Annotated in this window: 23 protein-coding genes; 12 read left to right on the forward strand and 11 right to left on the reverse strand. The window is 42.2% G+C overall.

Going from position 1 to position 24,184, the window contains the following annotated elements; translation table 11 throughout:
* Positions 1-11: 11 nt before the first annotated feature.
* Genes B5Y40_RS09540 through accC form a run of 5 tightly spaced genes read right to left on the reverse strand, consistent with a single transcriptional unit; the run spans position 12 to position 5,165 of the window.
* Positions 12-767, reverse strand: a complete 756-nt coding sequence (locus B5Y40_RS09540; RefSeq protein WP_079686448.1) for a glycosyltransferase family 2 protein — start codon at positions 765-767, stop codon at positions 12-14.
* 55 nt (positions 768-822) lie between these two features.
* Positions 823-1,767, reverse strand: coding sequence for a CPBP family intramembrane glutamic endopeptidase (locus tag B5Y40_RS09545; protein ID WP_079686449.1), 945 nt, complete (start codon positions 1,765-1,767; stop codon positions 823-825).
* Complete coding sequence (locus B5Y40_RS09550; protein WP_079686450.1) at positions 1,767-2,333, reverse strand: Maf family nucleotide pyrophosphatase; 567 nt, start codon at positions 2,331-2,333, stop codon at positions 1,767-1,769. Before B5Y40_RS09550 ends, B5Y40_RS09545 begins: the two co-directional genes overlap by 1 nt.
* 3 nt (positions 2,334-2,336) lie before the next feature.
* Complete coding sequence (locus tag B5Y40_RS09555; protein ID WP_079686451.1) at positions 2,337-3,638, reverse strand: DUF1015 domain-containing protein; 1,302 nt, start codon at positions 3,636-3,638, stop codon at positions 2,337-2,339.
* A gap of 42 nt (positions 3,639-3,680) precedes the next feature.
* Complete coding sequence (gene accC / locus B5Y40_RS09560; RefSeq protein ID WP_079686452.1) at positions 3,681-5,165, reverse strand: acetyl-CoA carboxylase biotin carboxylase subunit; 1,485 nt, start codon at positions 5,163-5,165, stop codon at positions 3,681-3,683.
* Positions 5,166-5,420: 255 nt separating this feature from the next.
* On the opposite strand from accC, the gene B5Y40_RS09565 reads away from it, so the two are divergent.
* Together B5Y40_RS09565 and B5Y40_RS09570 are read left to right on the forward strand one after the other, a co-directional pair.
* A complete protein-coding gene (locus B5Y40_RS09565) occupies positions 5,421-6,671 on the forward strand; it encodes an aminotransferase class I/II-fold pyridoxal phosphate-dependent enzyme (protein ID WP_079686453.1) in 1,251 nt (416 codons plus the stop codon).
* Between the two features lie 93 nt (positions 6,672-6,764).
* Positions 6,765-6,944 carry a histone H1 gene (locus B5Y40_RS09570; protein WP_079686454.1) on the forward strand — a complete coding sequence of 60 codons (180 nt, stop codon included), beginning with the start codon at positions 6,765-6,767 and terminating at the stop codon, positions 6,942-6,944.
* An 87-nt stretch (positions 6,945-7,031) separates the two neighbouring features.
* Here B5Y40_RS09570 and bcp read toward each other — a convergent pair whose 3' ends face one another.
* The 3 genes from bcp to B5Y40_RS09585 are packed head-to-tail and all read right to left on the reverse strand — an operon-like array spanning position 7,032 to position 10,145.
* Positions 7,032-7,607: a thioredoxin-dependent thiol peroxidase gene (gene bcp, locus B5Y40_RS09575; RefSeq protein WP_079686455.1), complete on the reverse strand. Its 576-nt coding sequence runs from the start codon at positions 7,605-7,607 to the stop codon at positions 7,032-7,034.
* Positions 7,608-7,609: 2 nt separating this feature from the next.
* The gene (locus tag B5Y40_RS09580) at positions 7,610-9,544 is read right to left on the reverse strand and encodes a M23 family metallopeptidase (RefSeq protein WP_159453642.1); all 1,935 of its coding nucleotides are present in this window, start codon (positions 9,542-9,544) and stop codon (positions 7,610-7,612) included.
* Complete coding sequence (locus B5Y40_RS09585) at positions 9,531-10,145, reverse strand: fumarylacetoacetate hydrolase family protein (protein ID WP_079686458.1); 615 nt, start codon at positions 10,143-10,145, stop codon at positions 9,531-9,533. Before B5Y40_RS09585 ends, B5Y40_RS09580 begins: the two co-directional genes overlap by 14 nt.
* 198 nt (positions 10,146-10,343) lie before the next feature.
* Between B5Y40_RS09585 and B5Y40_RS09590 the strand changes: the two genes are divergently transcribed.
* On the forward strand, positions 10,344-11,144 hold the full coding sequence (locus B5Y40_RS09590) for a M48 family metallopeptidase (RefSeq protein ID WP_079686459.1): 801 nt from the start codon (positions 10,344-10,346) through the stop codon (positions 11,142-11,144).
* Between the two features lie 9 nt (positions 11,145-11,153).
* Positions 11,154-11,786 (forward strand): DUF1684 domain-containing protein, encoded by a 633-nt coding sequence (locus B5Y40_RS09595; RefSeq protein WP_221408884.1) that lies wholly within the window; start codon positions 11,154-11,156, stop codon positions 11,784-11,786.
* Here B5Y40_RS09595 and B5Y40_RS09600 read toward each other — a convergent pair whose 3' ends face one another.
* Together B5Y40_RS09600 and B5Y40_RS09605 are read right to left on the reverse strand one after the other, a co-directional pair.
* Positions 11,787-12,590: a 3'-5' exonuclease gene (locus B5Y40_RS09600; RefSeq protein ID WP_079686460.1), complete on the reverse strand. Its 804-nt coding sequence runs from the start codon at positions 12,588-12,590 to the stop codon at positions 11,787-11,789.
* A 58-nt stretch (positions 12,591-12,648) separates the two neighbouring features.
* On the reverse strand, positions 12,649-14,022 hold the full coding sequence (locus B5Y40_RS09605) for a UDP-N-acetylmuramate--L-alanine ligase (protein ID WP_079686461.1): 1,374 nt from the start codon (positions 14,020-14,022) through the stop codon (positions 12,649-12,651).
* A gap of 240 nt (positions 14,023-14,262) precedes the next feature.
* Between B5Y40_RS09605 and dnaB the strand changes: the two genes are divergently transcribed.
* From dnaB to B5Y40_RS09620, 3 genes are all read left to right on the forward strand, one after another.
* Positions 14,263-15,798 (forward strand): replicative DNA helicase, encoded by a 1,536-nt coding sequence (dnaB, locus tag B5Y40_RS09610; RefSeq protein ID WP_079686462.1) that lies wholly within the window; start codon positions 14,263-14,265, stop codon positions 15,796-15,798.
* Positions 15,799-15,879: 81 nt separating this feature from the next.
* A complete protein-coding gene (locus B5Y40_RS09615) occupies positions 15,880-16,674 on the forward strand; it encodes a SprB repeat-containing protein (protein WP_159453643.1) in 795 nt (264 codons plus the stop codon).
* An 83-nt stretch (positions 16,675-16,757) separates the two neighbouring features.
* Complete coding sequence (locus tag B5Y40_RS09620; protein ID WP_079686464.1) at positions 16,758-18,539, forward strand: tetratricopeptide repeat protein; 1,782 nt, start codon at positions 16,758-16,760, stop codon at positions 18,537-18,539.
* A gap of 11 nt (positions 18,540-18,550) precedes the next feature.
* Here B5Y40_RS09620 and B5Y40_RS09625 read toward each other — a convergent pair whose 3' ends face one another.
* Positions 18,551-18,862 carry a tetratricopeptide repeat protein gene (locus B5Y40_RS09625; protein ID WP_079686465.1) on the reverse strand — a complete coding sequence of 104 codons (312 nt, stop codon included), beginning with the start codon at positions 18,860-18,862 and terminating at the stop codon, positions 18,551-18,553.
* Positions 18,863-19,111: 249 nt separating this feature from the next.
* Here B5Y40_RS09625 and B5Y40_RS09630 point away from each other — a divergent pair, with 249 nt between their 5' ends.
* The 5 genes from B5Y40_RS09630 to B5Y40_RS09650 all read left to right on the forward strand — a co-directional run bounded on the left by B5Y40_RS09630 (position 19,112) and on the right by B5Y40_RS09650 (position 24,119).
* Positions 19,112-19,855, forward strand: a complete 744-nt coding sequence (locus B5Y40_RS09630) for an electron transfer flavoprotein subunit beta/FixA family protein (RefSeq protein WP_079686466.1) — start codon at positions 19,112-19,114, stop codon at positions 19,853-19,855.
* A gap of 38 nt (positions 19,856-19,893) precedes the next feature.
* On the forward strand, positions 19,894-20,847 hold the full coding sequence (locus B5Y40_RS09635; protein WP_079686467.1) for an electron transfer flavoprotein subunit alpha/FixB family protein: 954 nt from the start codon (positions 19,894-19,896) through the stop codon (positions 20,845-20,847).
* Between the two features lie 73 nt (positions 20,848-20,920).
* The gene (locus tag B5Y40_RS09640) at positions 20,921-21,517 is read left to right on the forward strand and encodes a bifunctional nuclease family protein (RefSeq protein WP_079687141.1); all 597 of its coding nucleotides are present in this window, start codon (positions 20,921-20,923) and stop codon (positions 21,515-21,517) included.
* A 373-nt stretch (positions 21,518-21,890) separates the two neighbouring features.
* Entirely contained in the window at positions 21,891-23,075 is a 1,185-nt protein-coding gene (locus B5Y40_RS09645) for a parallel beta-helix domain-containing protein (RefSeq protein ID WP_079686468.1), read from the forward strand.
* A gap of 6 nt (positions 23,076-23,081) precedes the next feature.
* Positions 23,082-24,119, forward strand: coding sequence for an SO2930 family diheme c-type cytochrome (locus B5Y40_RS09650; protein WP_079686469.1), 1,038 nt, complete (start codon positions 23,082-23,084; stop codon positions 24,117-24,119).
* Positions 24,120-24,184: the final 65 nt, after the last annotated feature.

The following is a 24,184-nucleotide window of genomic DNA, read 5'->3' on the forward strand; positions in this document are numbered from 1 at the left end:
TCACATGCCAGCTATCGATTTGCCTTTCGTAATGCTCTGAAATGTATATATCTCAGAAAATGGAAAAATGAAGTAAAGGCTGAGATTACAAATCCATAATATCCATCCAATACTCCAAGTTGGAGTATATACTTTTTAAAGAAGACTACCCAGGGTTTTAGTATTCCATGCCAAAGTAAAGTATACTTTTTACCAGCTTTAAATTTTTTCTCTGCAGTTAGTTTGGAGTACTGAAGCACTTTTTTTAAATGACTATCGATAGTCGGGTAGGAGTAGTGGTAAAGATCACCCTTTAGCTTCTCTACTTTGGGTTCGTTGTCAAAGACGAGATCTTCATGTACAAGACCTTTCCATTGCGTGCCTCTTTTAAAGATCCTTACTTTATATTCAGGATACCATCCGCAATGATAGATCCATTTGCCACAGTAATTTGTAAGGCGATTAATCTGGTATGCATCGGCAGATGGATTGTTTTTCCATGTTAATATACTTTGCTGCAGGACAGGCGATAATTCTTCATCAGCATCTATAGAAAGTATAAATTCTCCAGTAGCTTTTGAGTTTGCGTAATTTTTTGCATCCGAATAATCAGTCCATTCACGTTGAATGAAATTGAGACCGTGTTGAGAGATGATTTCCAGAGTTCGGTCTTTCGAGAATGAATCGAGTATAACCACTTCGTCAACTACTGGAATCAGAGATTTCAGACATCGGCCAATATTAGCTTCTTCATTGTACGTTATAATTACAGCCGAAAGTTTCATCATGCCCTGGTACTAATCTATACTATTATTTCGAGCGTTTAGGATCTTCCCGCTCGAATTATTCGAAAAGGTAATGAAATATTTTCTGTAAGTAGGCAATGCCTTCCATCATCCACGCAATCCCAACATGAACAATAATCCCTCCCCATATACTCTTTGTCTCGTAGGCAATGACACCCAAGATATAGCCTCCGAAGATTGAGCTGATGGCTTCCCCGGCCGGTTTCCCGAAGTGAAGGAAGCAGTACGCCGATGCCATAGCCAATACTGAATTTCTACCTGTAAACTGCAATAGTCCAATGACGAGAAAACCGCGGAATAAAAATTCTACCGATACAAAGTCAAGTGCATATGCAAGTTCGTAACTCGACACGGTGATCCATTCCGGTATATCCAGGTATTGTGCAGCGCCCGCTCCGCGATACATAGGGTATTGTTTTATAAAAGACGGCAGGAATGAAGCTGCCAGAATCAGCGGTAGCATGATCATAAGCATACTGAAATAGGGACGTGTATCAAAGTGCTGCGCATTCAATCCATATACATGTTTCTCTTTTCTTTCGTATATATAATAGTATAGCAGTAACGGAAGTATAATGGTAAAGAGGCTTATAACATTAACACTTACCTTATAAACCCACACGTAAAGCTGGGGTTCCACGAATGAATTAATCAGCGGTTTTAAGAAGGGAATACTTTTGTCGAAAGCCAGTACGAATAGTACCAGCAAGCTCTTGATGTGAAAGGCTCTGCTTTTCCAAAAGGCTCGTTCTTTCTTGAAAACTGTAGCGGACAGAAGTACAGTATAATATGCAACGGCAAAGAATATGAAGTATGCTCCGCATTTATACATCCCTGAAAGATTGTCCAGAATGCTGTCTTCGAAATCGACAGTATAATTAATATATAGACAAGCAGCCAGGAATAGTGCGGTGAAAAGATAGTGCGCCCACTGGAAGTCAATATTAAAATGACTAACGAGATGCTTCCAGATCTTTTTCATTACCAGTTTTTAAGATACTGGTATACTTTGTGAATGGGAAGTCCCATAACATTAAAATACGAACCCGTTATTTTTTCGATGGCCACCATACCAATCCAGTCTTGCGCACCATAGGCACCGGCTTTATCAAATGGTTTGTATTGATCAACATAGAACTCTATTTCCGATGGTGTGAGCTTTACAAAGGTTACTTCGGTTGTGTCATCGAAAGTTTCTTCTCGTTCTTTCGAGAGTATACATACACCCGTCATAACCGTGTGTGTCTTACCGGAAAGTTCAGAGAGCATATGGATTGCTTCCACACGGTCTTGTGGTTTATTCATGATCGTATTGTTCAAGATCACAACCGTATCTGCGGTAACAATAATTTCGTCATTCATCTTTGGCCTGAAGTATTCTGCTTTCTTCGCAGCCAGGTATCGCGCCACTTGTTCTGAAGGCAATGCTGCCGGGAAGTCTTCTTCTACATCCGGCTTTTCAATTGTAAAAGTGAAGCCAGCTTCTTTCATCAGGTATTGTCTTCGAGGCGAACTCGATGCAAGTATGATAGGACGTTGCGTACTCATATACTAAAATGGTGAATATACCGGTGTTGAAAATTCATTTTCCTTCACGGAGCTAAACAGAAATCCTCCAATGACTTTGGGGTAAAAATACGTTGATTTCTGTGGCATGGTATAGCCACTGGCACAGACTTTTTTTACATCCTCGATGGATACTTCGTTGGTGATGATGGCAAGCTGAGCTTCGCCTTGAATAACTCTCTTCAGACAATCTGAAAAACTTCTGTCGAACTCTATATTTTCAGACTGACGTTGTTCTTTACCTGGAATGCCCAGTGCTTTTTCGATGACGAAGTAATGCATTACAGTCAGATCAAGTGCCTTGATAACATCGGGGAAATGCCATTTGATCTTCGATAAAGATTCTGGCTTCAGTCTGATCTTGTAGGCATTCTCGCGGAAGATTAGTCCAAAGGCCCATGGTTTCCCTAGGATAACTTCGTTCAACGTGCAGGCATCTTCAATCGGTTTGATAATGAAATCTTCCTCCAGCTTTTTAAGAAGATCTTCTTCATTGAAATTTGCTATGTCACGAACCAACCGATGTGTTGGCAAGATTTTAAGATCGTCTGATTCTGTATTGGTAAGATACATGAGGTGGTAATTATACCCTTCCTTTCCGGTGTGATGCGGATTAGCCTCCTGTTGTTTATGCTTATAGTATAGCGAGCCTTCGTACCGATGATGGCCATCGGCGAGAATTATAGTTTTTGGCTGAATGAAATCAATGAAGTGTTGTATAACACCCTTATCATGGATCACCGCCAGAACATCGCGTACGCCCTGGTAATCTTCCGTTTCATAGAGCGGATTGCGAACGGCCTCATCCATATACTTCTCCAAGGTAAAAGACGAATCGGTATATAGCCCATGCGTGGCACTGGCGTGAAGTTGTATTTTTTCAAGTAATTCAATCCGGTCGTTTACAGCTTTTGGAATGGTATTCTCATGACGAAGAATTACGTTCTCATTCCAATCGTATGTCCGGATGTGGCTTACAAAACCTTTACGGCAAAATTCTTTGGAAGACCCTTGTACCTTAAAGTATTGATAGTATACATATATAGCAGGAAGCTTATCCTGTAGAATGATGCCTTTTTCTTTCCAGCTTTCGAGGAGTTTGTACGCTCGCTCGGCAGCATTCGGAGGTTGTGGTACCGAAAGGTGAATACTATTATAGGGACTTTGATAGAGTGCAGCCCGTTGCTTTTCGGACACGACATCAAAGAGGGGGGAAGTCAGGTCATCTATACGTTGTGATAATTGCTGATTATAGCGCCAGGGGCGGATGGGGAGAATTTCAGCCATTCGATTATATATATCTTAATTGAAATTATACTTGTGAACTTCTTAAAGGCGATTCTTTTTCCAGTTGCTTGCAGGAGTTGAAAAGCTTTCAGTCTCTTGCTTGCCGTTTCCATTTGTCAGCGTGGTAGCGAGCACGGCAGCGATCAGTTCTTCCTCTTCATTGGAAGATAGTAATGTTGCCGGTCTGAAATAGTTTTCAACAAAGCGTGTATCAAAATTACCAGAGCGAAATGCTTCATGCTGCATTACAAATTTGCAAAAGCCAAGCGTTGTCTCAAGCCCGGTGATTTCATACTCATCAATGGCACGAATCATTTTTTCGATGGCACCTGCGCGATCTTCTGCGTGGCAGATCAGCTTGGCGATCATCGGATCGTAATAGAAAGGTATACTCATACCTTGCTCGAAACCATCATCGACACGAATGCCATGTCCCTGCGGACGTCTATAGGTTTGAAGCGTGCCTATATCTGGTAAGAAATTATTGGCCGGGTCTTCTGCATATACTCTGACTTCAACGGCATGTCCGGTAATTTTCAGGTCTTCCTGTTTGAAGGGAATCGTTTCACCTTCTGCTACTTTGATCTGCAGCTTTACAAGATCAAGCCCTGTAACTTCTTCTGTTACCGGGTGCTCTACTTGCAAACGTGTATTCATCTCCAGGAAATAAAAATTCAGTTGATCATCTAAAATAAACTCCACCGTTCCGGCTCCGTAATACCCGCACGACTTGGCAACGTTGATAGCAGCTTCACCCATGGCATTTCGTTTTTCAGGTGTGAGTATAGATGACGGTGCTTCTTCCACAACCTTCTGATGTCTGCGCTGAATAGAGCATTCACGCTCAAAGAGATGTACTACATTTCCGTGTTGATCACCAAAAATCTGAAACTCTATATGGCGTGGCTTGGTAATATACTTTTCAATAAAGACAGAGCCATCACCAAATGCTGATGTTGCTTCACTGATGGCACGCTCCATCTGTTCCTGAAAACTTTGCTCGTCTTCCACAATGCGCATCCCCTTACCACCACCACCGGCACTTGCTTTAATCAATACAGGATAGCCTATATCTGCAGCAACTTTTTTAGCAGCCTTTACATCTGTAATCGGCTCACTGGTGCCCGGCACCAAGGGAACATTGAATTTAGCGACCGCTGCCTTCGCAGCAAGTTTACTTCCCATCAGTTCTATAGCTTTCGCAGAAGGCCCAATGAAAATCAAACCTTCGTCCTCAACCAGTTTGGCGAAGTCTTCATTCTCGGATAAGAATCCATATCCGGGATGTATAGCATCAGCACCTGTCTTGCGGGCAGCATCAATAATTTTCTCCATACGCAGGTATGATTCCGAAGAGGGAGGTGGTCCGATTAACACCGCTTCATCTGCGAAGCGAACATGTAAAGCATTCCGGTCGGCCTCACTATATACCGCGACAGTTTTGATTCCGAGCTCGCGCGCAGAGCGCATGATCCGCAAAGCAATTTCACCACGATTGGCAATGAGTATTTTTTTTATCGAAGGCATAGTTTGAGAAAGTATAATACGGGTTAATGTCTAAACGCATTTTAATAAGAATGTAACGGAGTCTGAATTTATAGCGGCCTTGGTTTCATTGCGGCTGCAATCTTTCCTGGTCATATTTTTGCGAATAGCTTCCATTGGTAAGAATTTGAGCAAATCTAACGGTTTTCAACTAACTTATTCGATCATTCCTATCGGGTGTTTGGGAAGTATATTTGTGTTTTTTCCTTATTTTTGCCGCAATTAACAAGATCTGAAATGGTAGACTTATTTGACAAGCTAAGAATGGAGGCCGGTCCGCTGGCCAAGTACTCTCATCTTCCTGATGATTATTTTTTCTTTCCAAAGCTGGAGGGTGAAATCGGTCCACGCATGAGGTTTAATGGTAAGCAAGTCCTCAACTGGAGTTTGAATAACTACCTGGGCCTGGCGAACCATCCTGAAGTGCGTAAGGCAGATGCGGATTCTGCTGCTGAATTCGGAATGGGCTTGCCGATGGGAGCCAGGATGATGTCTGGTAACTCCGTTAATCACCTGGAGCTTGAGCGTCAACTCGCGGAGTTTATCAAGAAAGAAGATGTGATGCTTCTGAACTTCGGTTATCAGGGAGTAGTCTCTATTATCGATGCACTGGTTGATCGCAAAGATGTTATAGTATATGATGCTGAATCGCATGCTTGTATCATTGATGGTGTTCGCCTGCATATGGGTAAGCGTTTCGTGTACACGCATAACGATATGGAGAGCCTTGAAAAGCAACTTCAGCGTGCAACCAAGTTAGCAGAAGAAACAGGTGGTGGTATATTAGTGATCACCGAAGGTGTATTTGGAATGTCGGGTAAACAAGGCGACCTGAAAGGTGTTGTTGAGTTGAAGAAGAAATATAATTTCCGTCTGTTCGTTGATGATGCTCATGGTTTTGGAACGATGGGTACTACCGGAGCCGGAACAGGTGAGGAGCAAGGTGTTCAGGATGGTATCGATCTATACTTCTCTACGTTCGCGAAATCGATGGCTAGCATCGGTGCGTTTGTGGGGGGTGAAAAACGGATTATAAAATACCTGCGCTATAGCGTGCGCTCACAAATCTATGCGAAGAGTCTTCCGATGCCACTGGTAATTGGTGGATTGAAACGCCTGGAGTTATTGCGCACAAAACCTGAGCTAAAAGCCAACCTTTGGAAGATCGTGAACGCCATGCAGGCTGGTTTGAAGGAACGCGGCTTTAATATCGGAACGACCACTTCACCGGTAACACCTGTGTTATTTAAGGGCGGTGTTGGTGAGGCTGCAAACATGGCCATGGATCTGCGTGAAAACTTCGGAATTTTCTGCTCTGTGGTGATCTATCCTGTTGTGCCAAAGGATGTTATCATGTTCCGGATCATTCCTACAGCATCGCATACTTTGGCTGATGTTGAGGAGACTTTAACAGCGTTTTCGCAGCTTAAAACCAAGCTCGATAATGGATTTTACAAGCAGGAAGTTTTAGTGTCTGTTACGAAGTAATCCAAAAAAAACCGCTTTTTGAGTTGTTTTTTAAGGTTTTTACTTAAATTGGCAGTAAGAAACTAAATTATTAAATCCTAAAACTCCAAGACAATGCAAAAGTTTCAAGAGCTTAAAGATCTCATTACTTCCTTAGAAGGAGATATCGACAAGTTTTATAACAAAGGGAACAGTGCTGCCGGTACCCGTGTAAGAAAGGGTATGCAAGATCTTAAGAACCTGGCTCAGACGATTCGTTCTGAAGTTCAAGACATTAAGAATAAAGCATCATAATTTTTATATCCCCTTCGTAGAAATAGAAAAAGAGACCATTCCAATATGGAGTGGTCTCTTTTCTTTTGTCCGAACAAAAAAAGATGATTACTTCTTTTTGGTTGCCGCTTTTTTTGTCTTCACGGTTGTTTTAGAAATAGCTTTCTTGGCAACGGCTTTCACCACTGCTTTACTCACCGTCTTTTTTGCAGGAGCTTTCGCGGATACATTGCCGTCTTTTAAAATTTGACTTGTATGATTTTTTGTGTCGACCTTTTCGACTATATCTTCAATGATACCTTTCTCATTAATGATGAAGGTAACGCGTGCAGTGCCCATATACTTTCGGCCATACATAGATTTCTCTACCCAGGTGCCATAGGCATCATGAAGTTTTTTATCGACATCCGCTAACAAGCGGAACGGAAGCTTTTCTTTTTCAATGAATTTCTTGTGAAGCTTTTCTGTATCGGTGCTAACCCCCAATACTTCGTAGCCTTGCTTCTGAAGGAGTTTATAGTTGTCACGCAGATCACATGCTTCTGCTGTACAACCGGGTGTCATATCTTTGGGATAAAAATAGAGCACGAGCTTTTTACCTTTGAAGTCGGAAAGCTTTACAGTTTTTCCATCCTGATCATTTATAGCAAAGTCAGGAGCTTTACTGCCAATTTGTAATGCCATGGTCAGAGAATTTTTTGAGTGAATGTACTTTTATTCCCGGCATTATCCTTTACAGTGAGTTCGAAAGTTCCTTTTAGCGGAGTGGTTTTGTCAAAGCGCTCTGACCAGATGGTTGCCGTTTTACTATCGTAGTGCATTAACAACCATTCTCCATTTATGTTTGCCTCGAAAGAAGAGATGCCTGATAAATTATCGCGGATCTTAAACCTCACCGTTTGGTTATTGATATATATCGGACGGACGGAAGGCGCTTCAGTATCTTTTAATATCGTGAAGTCTCCAAACTCTCTTGTATTAAACTCGATTCGCCCGTTTAGCCATTCGCCTCCTATAAATGAATACGCCTTTCCGGTGCTGCGATAAACATTATACTTGCCATCGGCAGGATACGTCTTTGTTTTTTTAAGCGACACATGAATGCTCTTGTTCAGGGGCACGGTACGCGAACCAATGGTAAAGATTTCGTTTCCGCTTTTATCAAGTTTATAATCTGTATTCAGATATAGCGTATCGTAAATTGCATTTAAGGGGAAATCGATATCCATGATATCGCTGTAGTATTTATACTCTGTGCCCGAAGGAATACTGATCTTGATTTTCGGACGGACAGTCTTATTGTTGATCATGATCGAGTCCGGAATCTTCTTACGCAGATCAAACAGATATACCTTGCGGTTGACGTTGTGATAGGTAGGGTCAACTTCTTCCGAAACTCCATTGGTATACACCAATGCGCGTGCACCAAGATCTTTTCCGGCTTTCGCCGTCAGCATCATTGTGTTTTCACTGATGTCGTATAGCAGATCGGTCGTCATCGGCTCCAACGACATTACTTCTTTTATAACCGGGTTCGGTTTGAGCTTAAAGGATACACTGCTTGTGTTATTGTAACTATCCTTCATGCGGATCTTTATATTGGAGATCTTGTTGGGGTTAATCTTGATCTTGCCATCAGTCGGAGATTGATTATAGAACTTCAGTTGATTGCCATCATCAACATATAGCTTGTAAAAGCGTGTTCCTTTACTTCGCATGGTTTTGAAATCCATCAGCGTATAAATGGCGCGGGTCTCCGCTATATTTAGTTTGTCAATAAATTGCTGGAATACCAACACACTGTCTACCCAAACCTCCAGGAAGTTTACACCTCCATAAAAAGGACTCTTATACGACATCTTGTCTTTCGCAAGGATTTCAATGCCGATGTTTCCACTTGCGAGTATAGGGCTTGCCACCACGTAGTTATTGCCCACCTTGTTTCCATAGAATTCAAATCTTCCAAAGCGGTCGTTGATGCGTGAATCCGGATTGAGTGTGACCAACGCAATTTTTTCGGGAGCAGGAGGGAGGTTATCTACAATCTCTTTGAAAGCCCCAATCTTTAATGGATCAAGCGCATAATTGTTCGAGTCGCGTATATCAAAATGCAAATGTGGTCCTGTTGAACCTCCCGAATTACCGGAAAGCGCAATCGTGTCACCTTGCTTTACTTTGAACTGATCTTTCTGAAAGTATAGATCGATCTCGCCAGACTTTAGTTTATACTGTTCCTGAAGGATCTGCTGTGCAACAGCGCCTTTGAATTGATCAAGGTGAGCATAGAGCGTAGTGTTACCATCCGGGTGCGTTACATAGAGTACGTTTCCATAGCCTGAGCCACCTGTACTGGCGCGCGATACATACCCGCTCTTGGAAGCGAGTACTGCATAGCCAATCATATTGTCTGTACGGATGTCTATACCGGAATGAAAATGCGTACTGCGCAACTCACCCATCGTACCGGCCAGTGAGCCGGGGTGCCCGGGCTTTATCGGGTATAGATATTTTTCTTCTGCAGGGTCTTTTGCAAATTTAACCTCCTGCTTGCTGAGCTGAGCAAACGTAAAAAATGGATGTATAGCTATACATATTGCTGCAGCTACCTTACTTAACTTCAAACTCCAATAATTTCTCATCTTCTATATATGCCGATAACACATTCCCCACCTTCACCGGACTAACACCTTTTGGTGTACCCGTAAATATTAAATCACCTGTACGCAGCGTAAAGAATTTCGACAGATACGAAATTATAAAATCAAAACTAAAAAGCATAAGACTTGTATTGCCTTGTTGCCGGAGTTCACCATCAATCTTTAAACTGAAATTAATATTCTTTAAATCGCTGAAGGAACTTACCGGGATAAATGTATCGCTCAGTGGTGCAGAGCCATTAAAGCCTTTCGCAATGTCCCATGGTAAACCTTTTTCTTTCGCTTTCTGCTGAAGATCACGAGCTGTAAAATCTATGCCGATACCGATTGCATCATAATACTTACTGGCAAATTTCTCCTGTATATTTTTTCCTTCTTTACAAATGCGAAGTACAAGTTCAACTTCATGATGAATGTCGTTGGAAAAATCTGGGTGATAGAACGGAGCATTGTTTCGAAGTACAGCGGTGTCTGGCTTTGTGAAAATTACAGGCTCATCAGGACGTTCATTGTTTAGCTCTTTAATGTGCTCTGCATAATTTCTACCGATCGCAAAAATTCTCATGGAGTTTCAATTTGTTTGGATGTCAATATATACTACTGTGGAGAAAGATCATCGTATTGAAATAATGAAAGGCATCTTTCAAAATCGTTCGCACTGCGCATGGTCTTTCATTTCTGCTCAATATGAATAACTTTTGGCACGAATTTATAAAACAATACACAAGTGGTTTTGTATTTTTGAAACAAATTAAACATCCTTATGTGGAAGAAAATAATCGTTTTCTCAATAGCTAGTTTAACCATTTACGCCTGCGCGAAAGTAGCTGTTACAGGCCGCAGTCAATTAAGCCTGGTGTCAAATGCAGAGATTATCCCGGTGGCTAATCAGCAATATGATGAAGTATTGAAGAAAGGACCACTATCAAACAACGCTGAACAAACTCAGTTGGTGAAGCGTGTGGGTGTTAGAATCCAGAAAGCTGTTGAAGAGTATATGGCCATGAACAACGCTTCTGCTGAACTTGCAGATTTTAAATGGGAATTTAATCTGATCGATGATCCTAAAACTGTTAACGCCTGGTGTATGCCCGGAGGTAAAGTTGCTTTTTATACCGGCATCATGCCGATCTGTAAAGATGAAACCGGAGTTGCTGTTGTAATGGGGCACGAAGTTGCTCACGCTATAGCAAACCACGGACGTGAACGTATGAGCCAGCAAATGATTGCTCAATATGGATTGGGTACAATCAGTTCGTTGATGGGACAGAATCCAACGGCAGGGAAAGAATTGTTGATGCAGGCAATCGGTGCTGGTACGAATGTAGGGATGCTGAAATTTAGTAGAGAACATGAATCAGAAGCAGATCATATTGGGTTGATCTTTATGGCTATGGCGGGATACGATCCGGCTGCTGCTCCGAAGTTCTGGGAACGCATGACCGCGGCAAGCGGAGGACAGGAGCCAATGGAATTCTTGTCAACTCACCCTTCGCATTCAACACGTATAAACGATTTGCAAGGCTGGGTACCGGAAGCAATGAAGTATTACAAGAAGAAGTAATCATATTGTATGATGCAACACACTGTAGTAAAGCTGACACTGATGATTGCAGTGTCAGCTTTTTCTTTTCAACTGCAAGCTCAGGATGAAGCTGCGATCAAGGAAATCACCGAACATCGTAAAAAACAGGAGGGAGAATTCCGTGATCCTGCCAAATCTCCGTTGGATAAAAAAGACAGACGTAAATTCAAAGGGTTGAATTATTATCCGATCGATTTGAATTACCGTGTGAAGGCAACCTTCGTGAAAAATGAAAAGCCGGTGTTGTTCAAAATGAAAACCACTACATCGCGTTTACCGGACTATGTAAAGTACGGAGATATATACTTTCTACTGGATGGCGAAGACTATAAACTTGAAGTATATCAAAGTCCTGATTTGCTGAAGCGCCCGGGTTTTGAAGATTACCTGTTCATTCCTTTTACGGATGAAACCAATGGCAAAGATACCTATGACGTAGGGCGCTACCTCGAATTCCATATACCCGTTTCAGAAGAAGTAACGCTTGATTTTAATCAGTGCTACAATCCGTATTGCAGCTATAGCGATAAGTACTCATGCCCTATACCACCGGAAGCCAATCACTTGCCGCTGGAAATAAAAGCAGGAGAGAAGAAGTATAAAAAGGGCTTATTGCATTGATTACTTTTTGAACGAGCGCAGTTTTATCTCGGTAAGTTTACGCTTTGTATCCATCGGGAAATCACCGTTCATCATCCAGTCGTAATAGCTCGGCTCTTCCTTGAATACATTGGTAACAACTTTGTTTTTATGCTTGCCAAAGTTGAAGACTTCAAGTCCTTTTTCGTTTAATACCATGCGGCCGGCCAGATCTACTAAACCGGATACGGTTAGTTTGCTGAGCACTTCTACATCGTTTTTAATTTCACCAATCTTTCGTTCCAGGCTGTCCGTTACATCTTTACCGTCATATCTTTCAATCTGCGCAAGCAATACTTCCATGGTTGCTTCTGTATCGGCTTCGGCCGTGTGAGAGTTTATGAGATCTTTGTTGGTATAAAAACGATAAGCAGCAGCAAGCGTGCGCTTCTCCATCATGTGAAAAATCTTCTGGGCATCTACGATCTTTCTGCGACTATAGTCAAACTCTACATCACAGCGGAGAAACTCTTCTACCAGCATCGGTATATCGAACTTCATCACATTAAATCCCGCCAGGTCGGCACCCTCCATGAAGCGAGCATAATCTTTCGCTACTTCTTTGAAGGTAGGTTTGTCCTTAACATCTTCATCTTTTAAACCATGAAATATAGTTGACTCAGCGGGTATAGGAATCGTGGGGTTCAATACGTTCGCTTTCCGTACGATGTCTCCGTTGGGCATCATCTTAACAACGGCAATTTCCAGGATACGATCTTGTGTGATGTTTGTGCCAGTTGTTTCGAGATCGAAAATACAGAGCGGATTGCGTAGGTTTAATTTCATGGTAAAGGCTCATGAGCGAAACATCGTTTCACTTCTAAAAATATAAGGTTAAAGAATGTTAGGATAAGATCTTTTCAGAAAGGGCCCGAATGTTTATACCTCCGAAATTACCAGAGCTCATCATCAGCAGGTTTTTATTTTTCCAGGTTTGTTGTTCCAGGAAACTCTGAAGTTCATCAGGTTTGGTAAACACCTGTATATGGTTGGATGCAAAAGCCGAACGGACATCACTCTCCAACAGTGCTTCCAGGTTTTTATCTTTTACTTTATCAGGATTAAAATATACAACCTGCGTTTGTGCTGCCTTCATACTGTCTTTATAGTGAGGCAGAAATTTTTTGTTGAGGCTGCTATAGGTATGCAATTCAAGGCAAGCAACAAGATCGCGTGAAGGATGGGCTTCCTTCATCGCCTTCACCGTAGCTTTAACTTTAGAAGGTGCGTGAGCGAAGTCTTTATAGACCGTAGCGGTAGCGTTGTCCAATACTTTTTCCAGTCGGCCGGAAGCTCCTTCAAAACTTGAGATCGCTTCAAAGAACTGTTCCTGGCTTATACCGATCTTCTTCAATACTTCTTTCGCAGCATTGAGGTTCTGAAAGTTATGACTTCCAAAAATCTTTATCGGGGTGCGTTCTTTGCCGTTGGTTAAAAAGAAATGTCCGGTGTTATCGGAAGCATGTGAATGACTTTTGTAGGATATCTCCAAAACATCAGCACGCTCTTTTTTACCGATCATCAGCGCCAAGGAATCCTGTTCACAATAAATAAGAATCCCGCTTTTAGGAGTCTGGTCAGCGAACAGATCAAATTGCCTTACATATTCATCTTCAGACGGAAATACATTTACATGATCCCATGAAATTCCGGTGATCACACCAATGTGATGTTGATACTTGAGAAACTTCGGAGTAGGGTCAAGAGCCGAACATAGATATTCGTCACCCTCGATTATAATGATAGGAGCATCCGAAAGTTTTACTGTATTTTCTATACCCGGTACTTTTGCACCGATAACATAATCGAAATCGCGCTTGAAGTAATTAAGTACATGAATGATGATGGCGGTGGTGGTAGTTTTACCATGACTACCCGCAATCACAACGCGCTGTTTCTCATGTGACTGTTCGAAGATATACTCCGGGAAGGAGAGGATCTTCAATCCAAGTTGCTGTGCTTTAAGTAATTCAGGATTATCTTTTCGCGCATGCATTCCCAATACAATTACATCTATAGAAGAAGTTATTATATCAGGGCGCCATCCTTCTTTCTCAGGAAGTAATCCATGCTTGGTTAAAGTTGAACGTGAAGGCTCAAAGATCTCATCATCAGATCCGCTTACATCATGACCAGCATCCTTCAGAGCAATGGCCAGATTGTGCATAACACTCCCACCGATCGCTATAAAATGTACTCTTTGTTTTTTTGTATGCATCTGGAAATCAAAAATTCCGGTTTTAAAATAAAGGAAAATGTTTGTTCTTTAAAAATATATATACAACAGCCTATAGTTCATACGTTATTTTTACTCCTGTTGTCGTGTAAAGTGTATCGACTTATGAACTTGTACACAATTAAATTGTTGGTACTTTGTTAATAAGTTGTGTGGATAGTAACAACGAAGGGTTGTACGTTTGTCGCCCTTAATTAAAAATACGCGTACAACAACCACTGTATGGAGCAAGGAAGATCAACGTCTCTGAGGTTAGGCAGCAAAGCTAACAAGTTACTTCCGAGAGATATTTCGGAAAGTCTGGGTAAGTTGCCACCTCAGGCACTTGATCTCGAGGAAGCCGTGTTGGGTGCACTCATGCTTGAGAAGAATGCATTGAACTCGGTTGTTGAGTTTCTAAAGCCTGAGCATTTTTACAAGGATGCTCATAAAGAAATTTACGATGCTATCATTGAGCTCTTCAAAGCATCCGAGCCGGTGGATATGCGTACCGTTGTACACCAGCTGCGTAAGAAAGGCAAGCTTGAGCTGATCGAAGGTAACGGCGCATACTATATCGCGGAGTTAACCTCCAAGGTAAGTTCTGCCGCCAACGTTGAGTATCACGCGCGTGTGATCATTGAGATGGCGATCAAGCGTGAGCTCATCACCATTGCTTCACAGATTCAGCACAACGCATACGAAGATACAACCGATGTCTTCGAGTTGCTCGATAAAACCGAGCAAGCTGTTTTTGAGATATCAGACTCCAACCTTCGTAAGAATTATGACAACATGCGAAACCTGATGGCGCGTGCTATCCAGGAGTTGCAGGTGTTGAAAGAACATAAAGATGGTTTGACGGGTGTACCGAGTGGATTCACAGAACTCGATCGTGTTACATCGGGATGGCAAAAATCAGATCTTGTTATTATCGCGGCACGACCTGGTATGGGTAAAACTGCATTTGTGGTTTCTGCCTTGCGTAATGCTGCTGTTGATTTCAAAATTCCAGTGGCGATCTTCTCGCTCGAGATGGCTTCTATCCAGTTGGTAAACAGGATGATCTCTGCGGAAGCAGAACTCGAAAGTGAAAAGATCAAGAAAGGAAATCTGGCCGATCATGAATGGAAGCAGCTGGTACATAAGACCACGAAGCTTACCAACGCTCCTATATTTATAGATGATACACCTGCTATATCTATTCTTGAACTTCGCGCCAAGTGCCGGAGGTTGAAAGCAGAACATGGTATACAGATTATCGTGATCGACTACCTGCAGCTGATGAAGGGTGAGCAAAGCGGTAACCGTGAACAGGAGATCGCTTCGATTTCGCGAGCGTTGAAAGGTATAGCAAAAGAATTAAGTGTACCCGTACTTGCACTGTCGCAGTTAAGTCGTAGTGTTGAAACACGTGGTGGTGATAAACGTCCGCAGCTTTCTGACTTACGTGAATCGGGATCTATCGAGCAGGATGCCGATATAGTAATGTTCCTCTATCGTCCGGAATACTATAAGATTACCGTTGATGAAGATGGTATGCCAACGCAAGGTACAGGTGAAGTAATTATAGCCAAGCACAGAAACGGTTCTACTGCTAACGTGAAACTTAAGTTCATCGGTAAGTATACGAAGTTCGGTGACCTCGATGGCCCGGCATCATACGATAATCCATTCTCTGGAATGATTACCCGTGAAAGCCGCCTGAACTCTTTCAACTCGGATGATGCGCCTCAGCTTCCTCCGCCTCCTTCAAATGACGATGAAACTCCGTTTTAACAGCCAGGCTTAATACAGATATACTATAAGGATTGCTTCTTCTTGCTATTTTTGTTCAATACCTGTAGCATGAAAGCCAGTATGAAGAAACTGTTTTTCCTATTCGTTCCCTTTTCTGTTCTAATCGCTTGCGTTAATCATGATCTTAATAAGACTTTTGATTGTAGCTTGTCGGACCTGACACTTGATGTGAGCGCAATTGCGGCTGCTACCAGTTGCAGTACCACCGATGGAAGCATCTCGGTAATTGCCAGTGGCGGCAAACAACCCTACGTCTACCTGCTGAACAATATAGCACAACCCTCCAACGAATTCACCGGCCTGCATGCGGGTATCTATAGTGTAGGTGTAACCGATGCCAACGGATGTGATACACTGCTGAGCAACATCATGGTGATGGCAAAAGACTTTTCATTTACAACAATATTAGGAGAAGACAACCTCTGTCTGGGGAATAACGGCTCTGTCACTGTAGAGGTATCAGAAGGCAACCCACCGTATCAGTATAAAATTGACAATGGCGAGTTTACCGAAAGCAATATTTTTACGGGGCTGTCAAACGGTAATCATGTGATCGAGGTAAGAGATAATATAGCATGTACAATTTCTCTCAATGTAACGGTGCCGAGAGGCACTACAGGAACAAGCTGGTCCTCTGATATTCAGCCGATCATGGAAAAGTCATGTGCGCTGAGCGGATGTCATAATGGTACAACGCGTCTCGATCTTCGTATCTATAGCAATGCCAAGAAACATGCAGCAGAAATTAAAACGCTTACCCGAAATAGAAGTATGCCTTTTGATGGAACACCACTTACGCAAAACCAGATTGAACTGATAAGCTGCTGGGTAGACGATGGCGCGGAGGAGAACTGAGTACCGCTTATTGTAGGATATTTAATTTAGCATCCGTGATGCTTTAAGGGTCGATTTTTTATCTTTAAAGCAAAATCCCTGGTATGCTGCGATACTTTACTCTCCTTACAGTTATACTCTTTATTACGATTAGTGCTGTTCACGCACAAGACAATCCCTATACCGATAGCATTAAGGTGAATCTGGAGAATGCAACCTCCGCTCGTGAAAAAATTATTTGGCTGGATGAACTCTCAAGATTCTATCTGGCTGCTAACAGACCGTTGTCGGATAAATATGCCAACGAGATGCAGCAAATTGCAGAGGAAAGTCGCGACCGAGAACTTATTATTTTGTCGCTGCTGAACACCGCCAGGAAGTTTAGCAATTATTCAGGGCAGGTGGAAAATATTAATGTCGCCCGAAAATTTTCACAGAAGGCGCTTGACATGGCCAAAGCAAACCACCTTACTGAATACGAAGCATGGTCCTATTTATGCCTTGCTCTTTGTGAACGGGAAAATTCGGATTATGACAAGGCGTTGAGTTATAATAATCTTGCACTGTCGCTGGCAGCCAATTCAGACAATGACTCGCTGCGTGTGAATACCTATATATCAACGGGCAATACATACCTCAGGCGAAATGATAAAATGCTGGCGTTTCGAAATTACCTGCTGGCCCTTGATATAGCAGAGACAAAAGCAAAAGATAATTACGACCTGCAACGCGATGTATACTATGCGTTGTCTTCGTTCTACAGTAGTCTCGATGACTGGGAGAAAGCCAAAGACTATATCTACAGAGCCAACAAGCTTACCTATAAATATAAACAGCGTTACGATCGGCTGAACAACTATAACCTGCTGGGACGGATCTACGCAAAGAGTAAACAATATGACCTGGCGCAGGCTTTTTATGACAAGTCGCTGGCACTTGCCGATACACTAAAATTTGAAATCATAAGGCTTAACACCTACGGTGGATTGTTAAGCATGTATATAGCCGAAAAACGACCCGCCAAAACATTAGAGTTTATTCGTCAGCGTCCTGAGTTTCAGGAATTTTTAATAAAGGCAGGCTTTGATTACGTGCTGGACCAGATACGGGGTATGGCCTATATTGATTTTGGTAAACTCGATTCGGCAGAATACTACCTGATGAGAGCAGCACCTTACTTTGAGAATAAAGCCAATCGCATAAACAAGTACTGGTTCTATGATAACATGGGAACCCTCTTTGAGAAAAAGAAAGACTATCAGAAATCACTATTCTATTGGAAAAAAGCGGAGTCAATGAGTAATGAGATTGGAGACCTGGAGCTGAAGATGGAAGTGGTGCAGCGACTGGACAGCCTTTACCAGAAAAATCAAGACTTCAAGAATGCATATTTATACAATACCAGATACCAGGTATATAGCGACAGCCTGCGAAAGTTAGCAACCGAAAAAGATCTGATGGTACTTGAAGTAGAGAATGAAAACAAGCGTAAAGAGCGCGAGGCTTTAGCGGAAGAAGAAGCTGTGCGCACGCGTCATAACATTCAATACATGGGTATAACTGTGGCGATTGCCTGTGTATTTATACTCCTTACCACGTTCGGTATATTCAGAGTATCATCGGCAACCATTCGTATACTCGGGTTCTTCGCATTTATATTCCTGTTTGAATTTATTATTCTGCTTGCCGATCATGAGATCCATCACTTGACGCACGGGGAGCCGTGGATGATCATGGCAATCAAAATTGTATTGATATCCATACTGTTGCCATTGCATCATTTCCTGGAAGAAAAAGTTATACATTATCTCACCTCGCGAAAAATGTTGGAGCTGAACAAAGCCGTATTGTTTTCAAAACTGATTCCCAAAAAAGAAGCAGAGTAAATTTGCCGAGGTCAATCGTATAGCAACTCATCGAGCACGGACTGAAGTTCGCGCAGCGTTTTGAACTGCTGTTGCTGTTTGGCCAGTGCTATGCCTTGTTGCAGAACAGCTATAGCCTGGTTGCGCTTGCCTACAGCTTCAAAAAGATTTCCTGCCTGGTAATAAGAGGGAAGGTATTCAGGGTGTGCTCGCATGAGCTCTTCAAACTTCGCGATAGCCGTTTCAACATCCGACTTCGCATACTCGAGGGCAAGCGCATAATGATTGAACGGATCAGTAGGATCATCCAGTATAAATTGGCGGAGTTGCTCAAGTCGGTTCATCGTATCAACTATATTCTTCCCATCAAAGTCTTAAACATAAAAATTATAACAACATCAAACAGCCTTAGCCTGCACATAATTTTTATACGCAAAAGATAGTTATGTCAAGTTGCAAAATCATAATTAAGTATAGAGGCTTGAACTTCTTTAAGCTTCTAAATTTTAAAAATTTGGCGTTCGGTATTTGGATTTTTGTATCTTGAGCCCTGTTTCAAAAAAACACTTTCGAACTTATTGATTTAGAGTGAGATGAAGATTTTAGTTTGTATAACACACGTACCGGATACCACATCCAAAATCAATTTTACTGATAACAATACCAAGTTTGATCCGACTGGAGTCCAGTTCATTATCGGTCCTTATGACGATTATGCATTGGCCCGCGCGATTGAAATTAAAGAAGCGAATGCCGGCACAACGGTAACGGTTCTTAATGTTGGTACCGCAGATACTGAACCAACGATTCGCAAAGCGTTGGCGATTGGTGCAGATGATGCGATCCGTATAAATGCAGAGCCCACAGATTCATTTTTTGTTGCATCGCAGATTGCTGAACATGCAAAGTCAGCAGGAGGTTACGATCTGATTTTGATGGGCCGCGAGTCCATTGACTATAACAGCGGTGTAGTGCATGGTATAGTAGGAGAGATCCTCGGCCTGCCCTCTATATCTCCGGTTATGAAATTGGATATAGAAGGAACTACTGCCAAGCTTGCACGCGAGATCGAAGGCGGAAAAGAATACGTAGAAGTAAGTCTTCCGTTTGTTGCCGGTTGCCAGGAGCCCATCGCGGAATGGAAAATTCCAAACATGCGAGGCATCATGTCAGCACGTACAAAGCCATTGAAAGTAGTTGAACCAAAAGCAGTTGACAGTGGTGTTAAACTTCAGAAGTTTGAATTGCCTCCTCCGAAAGGAGCAGTCAAAATGATTTCTGCCGATAATGTAGCGGAGCTCGTTACATTATTGAAGAATGAAGCGAAGGTACTTTAATCATCAGTCAACAATTCGTCAATCTAAAAGATATAGAGATGTCAATACTTGTATTTGTTGAAATAGCAGAAGGACAAATAAAGAAAACGTCATTAGAAGCTGTAGCCTATGCACATGCTATGGGAGGTCCCGTAACAGCCATTGCATTAGGCGCTGCAGACCAATCAGCATTAGCGTCACTCGGTAAATATGGAGCACAGAAAGTGTTGCACGCAGCCGATGAAAAATTAAATAAAGAAGTTATACAGGCATATGCTTCTGTGTTGACGAAAGCATTGCAGGATGAAGGTGCAGATATACTTGTACTGGCAAGCTCATCGTTGGGTACACCCGTGGCAGCACGCGTAGCAACGAAGATCGGAGCAAGTCTGGCAACGAACGTTACAGAACTTCCCGATACAACTGCAGGCTTTGTAGTAAAGCGCAGCATCTATACCGGTAAAGCTTTTGCAAAAGTAACGTTGAGCAATACTAAAAAAGTAATTGCATTGAAGAAGAATGCAGCCGAAGCAAAAGAAGTAGGCAGCGATGTGGCGGTAACTCCGTATAGTGTTACACTTTCTGATGCTGACTTTGCAACCAAGATACTCTCGTCAGAGAAGGCAACCGGTGAAGTGTTACTTCCTGAAGCAAACATTGTTGTTTCCGGTGGCCGCGGTATGAAAGGCGCAGAACACTGGGGCATCCTGGAAGAACTTGCTAAAACTTTGCATGCTGCAACAGGTTGTAGTAAACCAGTTTCAGATATGGGCTGGAGACCGCATCATGAACACGTAGGACAAACAGGTGTGAAAGTGGCTCCCCAACTTTATATCGCAGTGGGCATTTCAGGGGCCATTCAACATTTGGCAGGCGTAAACTCTTCTAAATATATCGTAGTGATCAATAAAGATGCTGATGCACCATTTTTTAAAGCTGCAGACTACGGAATCGTAGGCGATGCTTTTGATGTGGTTCCAAAACTTACCGAAGCACTGAAAGCGGCAAAATAATTTTCAGTTAGCAAGGCGTAATCAGGTGATTTGTGTAAGTTGTATTACAAACGCAGAAGAGAAATTAAGTAGTGTGAAAAAAATCAAACTAGAAATATTAGGTCTGTCATCCAGTCAATCAACAACAGGTTCATTTGCACTGGTGTTGGGAGAAACAGAAGGCAACAGAAGGCTTCCAATTATCATTGGTATGTTTGAGGCGCAGGCCATTGCTATCGAGATCGAAAAGATCATCCCCAACCGCCCGATGACACACGATTTGTTTAAGGCGTTTGCTAACAATTTTCATTTTACAGTAGAGGAGATCATCATCTCTGATCTGAAAGAAGGTGTGTTCTTCGGGAAAATAGTTTGCTCCGATGGCTTGAAGAAAACTGAGATCGATGCGAGACCTTCTGATGCGATTGCTATCGGCTTGCGTTTCGATTCTCCGATATTTACGTATGAGAATATTCTGGCAGAAGCCGGTATAGTTCTGACAGACGAGGCTGAAGAAGATAAGCCAGAGCCTAAGATTGAAAAAGCAAAAGTAAAGAAAGAGTCTACGCGTAAAGATGACTTCAAAAACTATACAGTAGATCGCTTAAAAGAACTGCTGAAAGAAGCCATCGATAAAGAAGACTATGAACGTGCAGCTAAGTTGCGTGATGAATTAGGAAAGAGAAACTAGGATCAGTATTGCTTCAAAGCTTTGAGCTTTAAAGTAAAGACATGAAAGTAAAGGATATAAATTAAGGCAGGAGACATCTAGGTGTTTTCTGCCTTTTGTTTTTTCTGGTTGATTATTAAAATGTATGTGTACTCTTCATAGAATTTTACAGTATAGTGTTGCGCCTTCTAGTTGGTAAAAAATCTATGTCGTTGTTCGTGTCTCTCTGTGGAATTTGCTAACTTTAGTTATAGTCGTACTGGATTGGGGACGTTGACGGATACTTAGGGATATAGAATGATCCCGACTCGATTGAAGCTATATTAAATCTCCTCTCACCATGACGGCTGGCACGAAGCCGTAGTATTTCAGTTTGTTTAACCACCAAGTTGTTATGAAAAACCTCCTCACAATTTTATTGTGTTGCTTCGCTGTACTGGCGTTCGCACAAAAAGACGTTCAAAAGAAAATTCAAACACAATTTATCGAAGCAGAAAATGGATCGGTGATTGAAATCCCCGAAGGGAATTTTCAGTTCGATGCAAGCTTATGGCTTGATGGGAAGAAAGATGTTACCGTGAAGGGAGCGGGTATAGACAAGACTATATTGAATTTTAAGGGACAGATATCAGGAGCGGAAGGGATCAAAGTTACCAATGCGTCTAACATTGTTATTCTGGATCTCACTGTACAAAATACAAAAGGTGATGGTATTAAGGCACAGGTGGTGGAGGGTATAACATTTAAAAATGTAAAAGCGGAATGGACCAATGGTGGTCAGGCGGATAATGGAGGTTATGGACTATATCCTGTGCAATGTACCAATGTATTGATCGATAATTGCGTTGCTGTCGGTGCAAGCGATGCGGGAATATATGTAGGGCAATCAAAGTATATCATCGTAAAGAATTCAAAAGCGTATCAGAATGTTGCCGGTATAGAAATAGAGAACTCATGGTATGCAGATGTTTTTGAAAATGAAGCGTACAACAACACCGGTGGAATTCTGGTCTTCGATCTTCCGGATTTAATTCAGAAAGAAGGTGGATACGTTCGGATATTCAAAAATAACATTCACGATAATAACCACGAGAATTTTGCACCGAAAGGAAACACAGTGGGCAAGGTTCCGCAAGGCACCGGGTTAATGATTCTGGCAACGCGTAATGTAGAAGCATTCGAAAATAAGATCGTAAACAATATATCAGCCGGTACAGCCATTGTAAGTTATTACATCACGGAAAATCCGATCAACGACAAAAGCTATAAACCGTTTCCCTCCAACATCTATATACATGATAATTACTACGAGCGTCCGAATGTAAAAGCGACCAGCAAAGGACGATTGGGGAAGATGTATAAATATAAACTTCGCTTTGGCAAGAACGTGCCGCATATACTTTTTGATGGTATTGAAGATCCTGCTGTGAAAGAACGCAATATTTGTTTTAAGAATAATACCAATGCAACCTTCACAAATATAGATGCAGGTAATAAATTCAAAAATAAATCGCGTGATACAAAACCACACGACTGCGAGCAGCAGCCCATCACGCCTGTTGTACTAACCCGGAAATAAAATCGTATGAGAATATGGCTTGTGGGGATAGTAGTTGTAGTCCTTGTTCTTTCCTTTCGAACAGAAGATACCGTTACGCGAAAAGATAAACTTTCGGAATACGGTTTCTTCACCGGAGCGCTGGCGAACCTGGAACCAGCTGATGGTGTTCTTCCGTATACCTTGAATACTCCGTTGTTCAGTAATTATGCAGAGAAGCTTCGCTTTGTTCATCTGCCTAAAGGAAGTAAAGCTATATATAATGATTCGGCTGCATTTGATTTTCCGATAGGCACTGTATTGATCAAGAATTTTTATTACCCGTTCGATTTCAGAAAACCGGAGAAAGGCAGAAAGATTATCGAGACACGATTGCTTGTCCAATTGGAGAACGGGTGGGACGCATGGCCTTACCGTTGGAACGATGAACAAACGGAAGCATACTATGATCCTGCTGCAGAAGCAACCACGGTCGAGTATATAGATAGGGCTGGGAAAAAGATAAGTGCACCCTACGTTATACCCAATAAGAATCAATGCAAAGGTTGTCATATCCGATCACAAAAGATGATGCCGATCGGCACGACTGCACGCCAGTTGAATTCCGACTTCAAGTATATATCTGGTAAAGAAAATCAGTTGGTATACTGGCAGAAGCATGATTTGCTTGAGCAACTCCCACAAGAGACTTCGGCAATACCGAAGCTGGCTATATGGGATGACCCATCTACCGGTGACCTGAATCAACGCGCACGTGCTTACCTGGATGCGAATTGCGCGCATTGTCATAGCCGATCTGGTCCCGCAAACACTTCCGGATTATTTCTGGACGTTGATGAAAAAGACAACGGTCATTTGGGAATTAACAAAGCTCCTATAGCAGCGGGGAGGGGAGCAGGCGATCTGAAATTTGATATAGTGCCGGGAGATCCGCATAAATCCATTCTCCTCTTCCGGATGAAAGCCAGTGACCCTGCTATAGCAATGCCGGAGATAGGAAGAGAGCAAGTTCACAAAGAAGGAGTAGCACTTATCGAAGAATGGATCCGGAAGCATAACTTCTAGGTATACATTTGTTTATCGTGGTATAGGAAGTGGCCGGTAGCATTTCAGAAAAAAACTCTACCTTT

The organism is Ohtaekwangia koreensis (assembly GCF_900167975.1).
Classification (GTDB): Bacteria; Bacteroidota; Bacteroidia; order Cytophagales; family Cyclobacteriaceae; genus Ohtaekwangia; species Ohtaekwangia koreensis.

Bases quoted from the DNA above. Each gene is read 5' to 3' on its own strand.
- B5Y40_RS09540 (WP_079686448.1), bottom strand. From the start codon at position 767: ATGATGAAACTTTCGGCTGTAATTATAACGTACAATGAAGAAGCTAAT.
- B5Y40_RS09545 (WP_079686449.1), bottom strand. From the start codon at position 1,767: ATGAAAAAGATCTGGAAGCATCTCGTTAGTCATTTTAATATTGACTTC.
- B5Y40_RS09550 (WP_079686450.1), bottom strand. From the start codon at position 2,333: ATGAGTACGCAACGTCCTATCATACTTGCATCGAGTTCGCCTCGAAGA.
- B5Y40_RS09555 (WP_079686451.1), bottom strand. From the start codon at position 3,638: ATGGCTGAAATTCTCCCCATCCGCCCCTGGCGCTATAATCAGCAATTA.
- accC (WP_079686452.1), bottom strand. From the start codon at position 5,165: ATGCCTTCGATAAAAAAAATACTCATTGCCAATCGTGGTGAAATTGCT.
- B5Y40_RS09565 (WP_079686453.1), top strand. From the start codon at position 5,421: ATGGTAGACTTATTTGACAAGCTAAGAATGGAGGCCGGTCCGCTGGCC.
- B5Y40_RS09570 (WP_079686454.1), top strand. From the start codon at position 6,765: ATGCAAAAGTTTCAAGAGCTTAAAGATCTCATTACTTCCTTAGAAGGA.
- bcp (WP_079686455.1), bottom strand. From the start codon at position 7,607: ATGGCATTACAAATTGGCAGTAAAGCTCCTGACTTTGCTATAAATGAT.
- B5Y40_RS09585 (WP_079686458.1), bottom strand. From the start codon at position 10,145: ATGAGAATTTTTGCGATCGGTAGAAATTATGCAGAGCACATTAAAGAG.
- B5Y40_RS09590 (WP_079686459.1), top strand. From the start codon at position 10,344: ATGTGGAAGAAAATAATCGTTTTCTCAATAGCTAGTTTAACCATTTAC.
- B5Y40_RS09595 (WP_221408884.1), top strand. From the start codon at position 11,154: ATGATGCAACACACTGTAGTAAAGCTGACACTGATGATTGCAGTGTCA.
- B5Y40_RS09600 (WP_079686460.1), bottom strand. From the start codon at position 12,590: ATGAAATTAAACCTACGCAATCCGCTCTGTATTTTCGATCTCGAAACA.
- B5Y40_RS09605 (WP_079686461.1), bottom strand. From the start codon at position 14,022: ATGCATACAAAAAAACAAAGAGTACATTTTATAGCGATCGGTGGGAGT.
- dnaB (WP_079686462.1), top strand. From the start codon at position 14,263: ATGGAGCAAGGAAGATCAACGTCTCTGAGGTTAGGCAGCAAAGCTAAC.
- B5Y40_RS09615 (WP_159453643.1), top strand. From the start codon at position 15,880: ATGAAGAAACTGTTTTTCCTATTCGTTCCCTTTTCTGTTCTAATCGCT.
- B5Y40_RS09620 (WP_079686464.1), top strand. From the start codon at position 16,758: ATGCTGCGATACTTTACTCTCCTTACAGTTATACTCTTTATTACGATT.
- B5Y40_RS09625 (WP_079686465.1), bottom strand. From the start codon at position 18,862: ATGAACCGACTTGAGCAACTCCGCCAATTTATACTGGATGATCCTACT.
- B5Y40_RS09630 (WP_079686466.1), top strand. From the start codon at position 19,112: ATGAAGATTTTAGTTTGTATAACACACGTACCGGATACCACATCCAAA.
- B5Y40_RS09635 (WP_079686467.1), top strand. From the start codon at position 19,894: ATGTCAATACTTGTATTTGTTGAAATAGCAGAAGGACAAATAAAGAAA.
- B5Y40_RS09645 (WP_079686468.1), top strand. From the start codon at position 21,891: ATGAAAAACCTCCTCACAATTTTATTGTGTTGCTTCGCTGTACTGGCG.
- B5Y40_RS09650 (WP_079686469.1), top strand. From the start codon at position 23,082: ATGAGAATATGGCTTGTGGGGATAGTAGTTGTAGTCCTTGTTCTTTCC.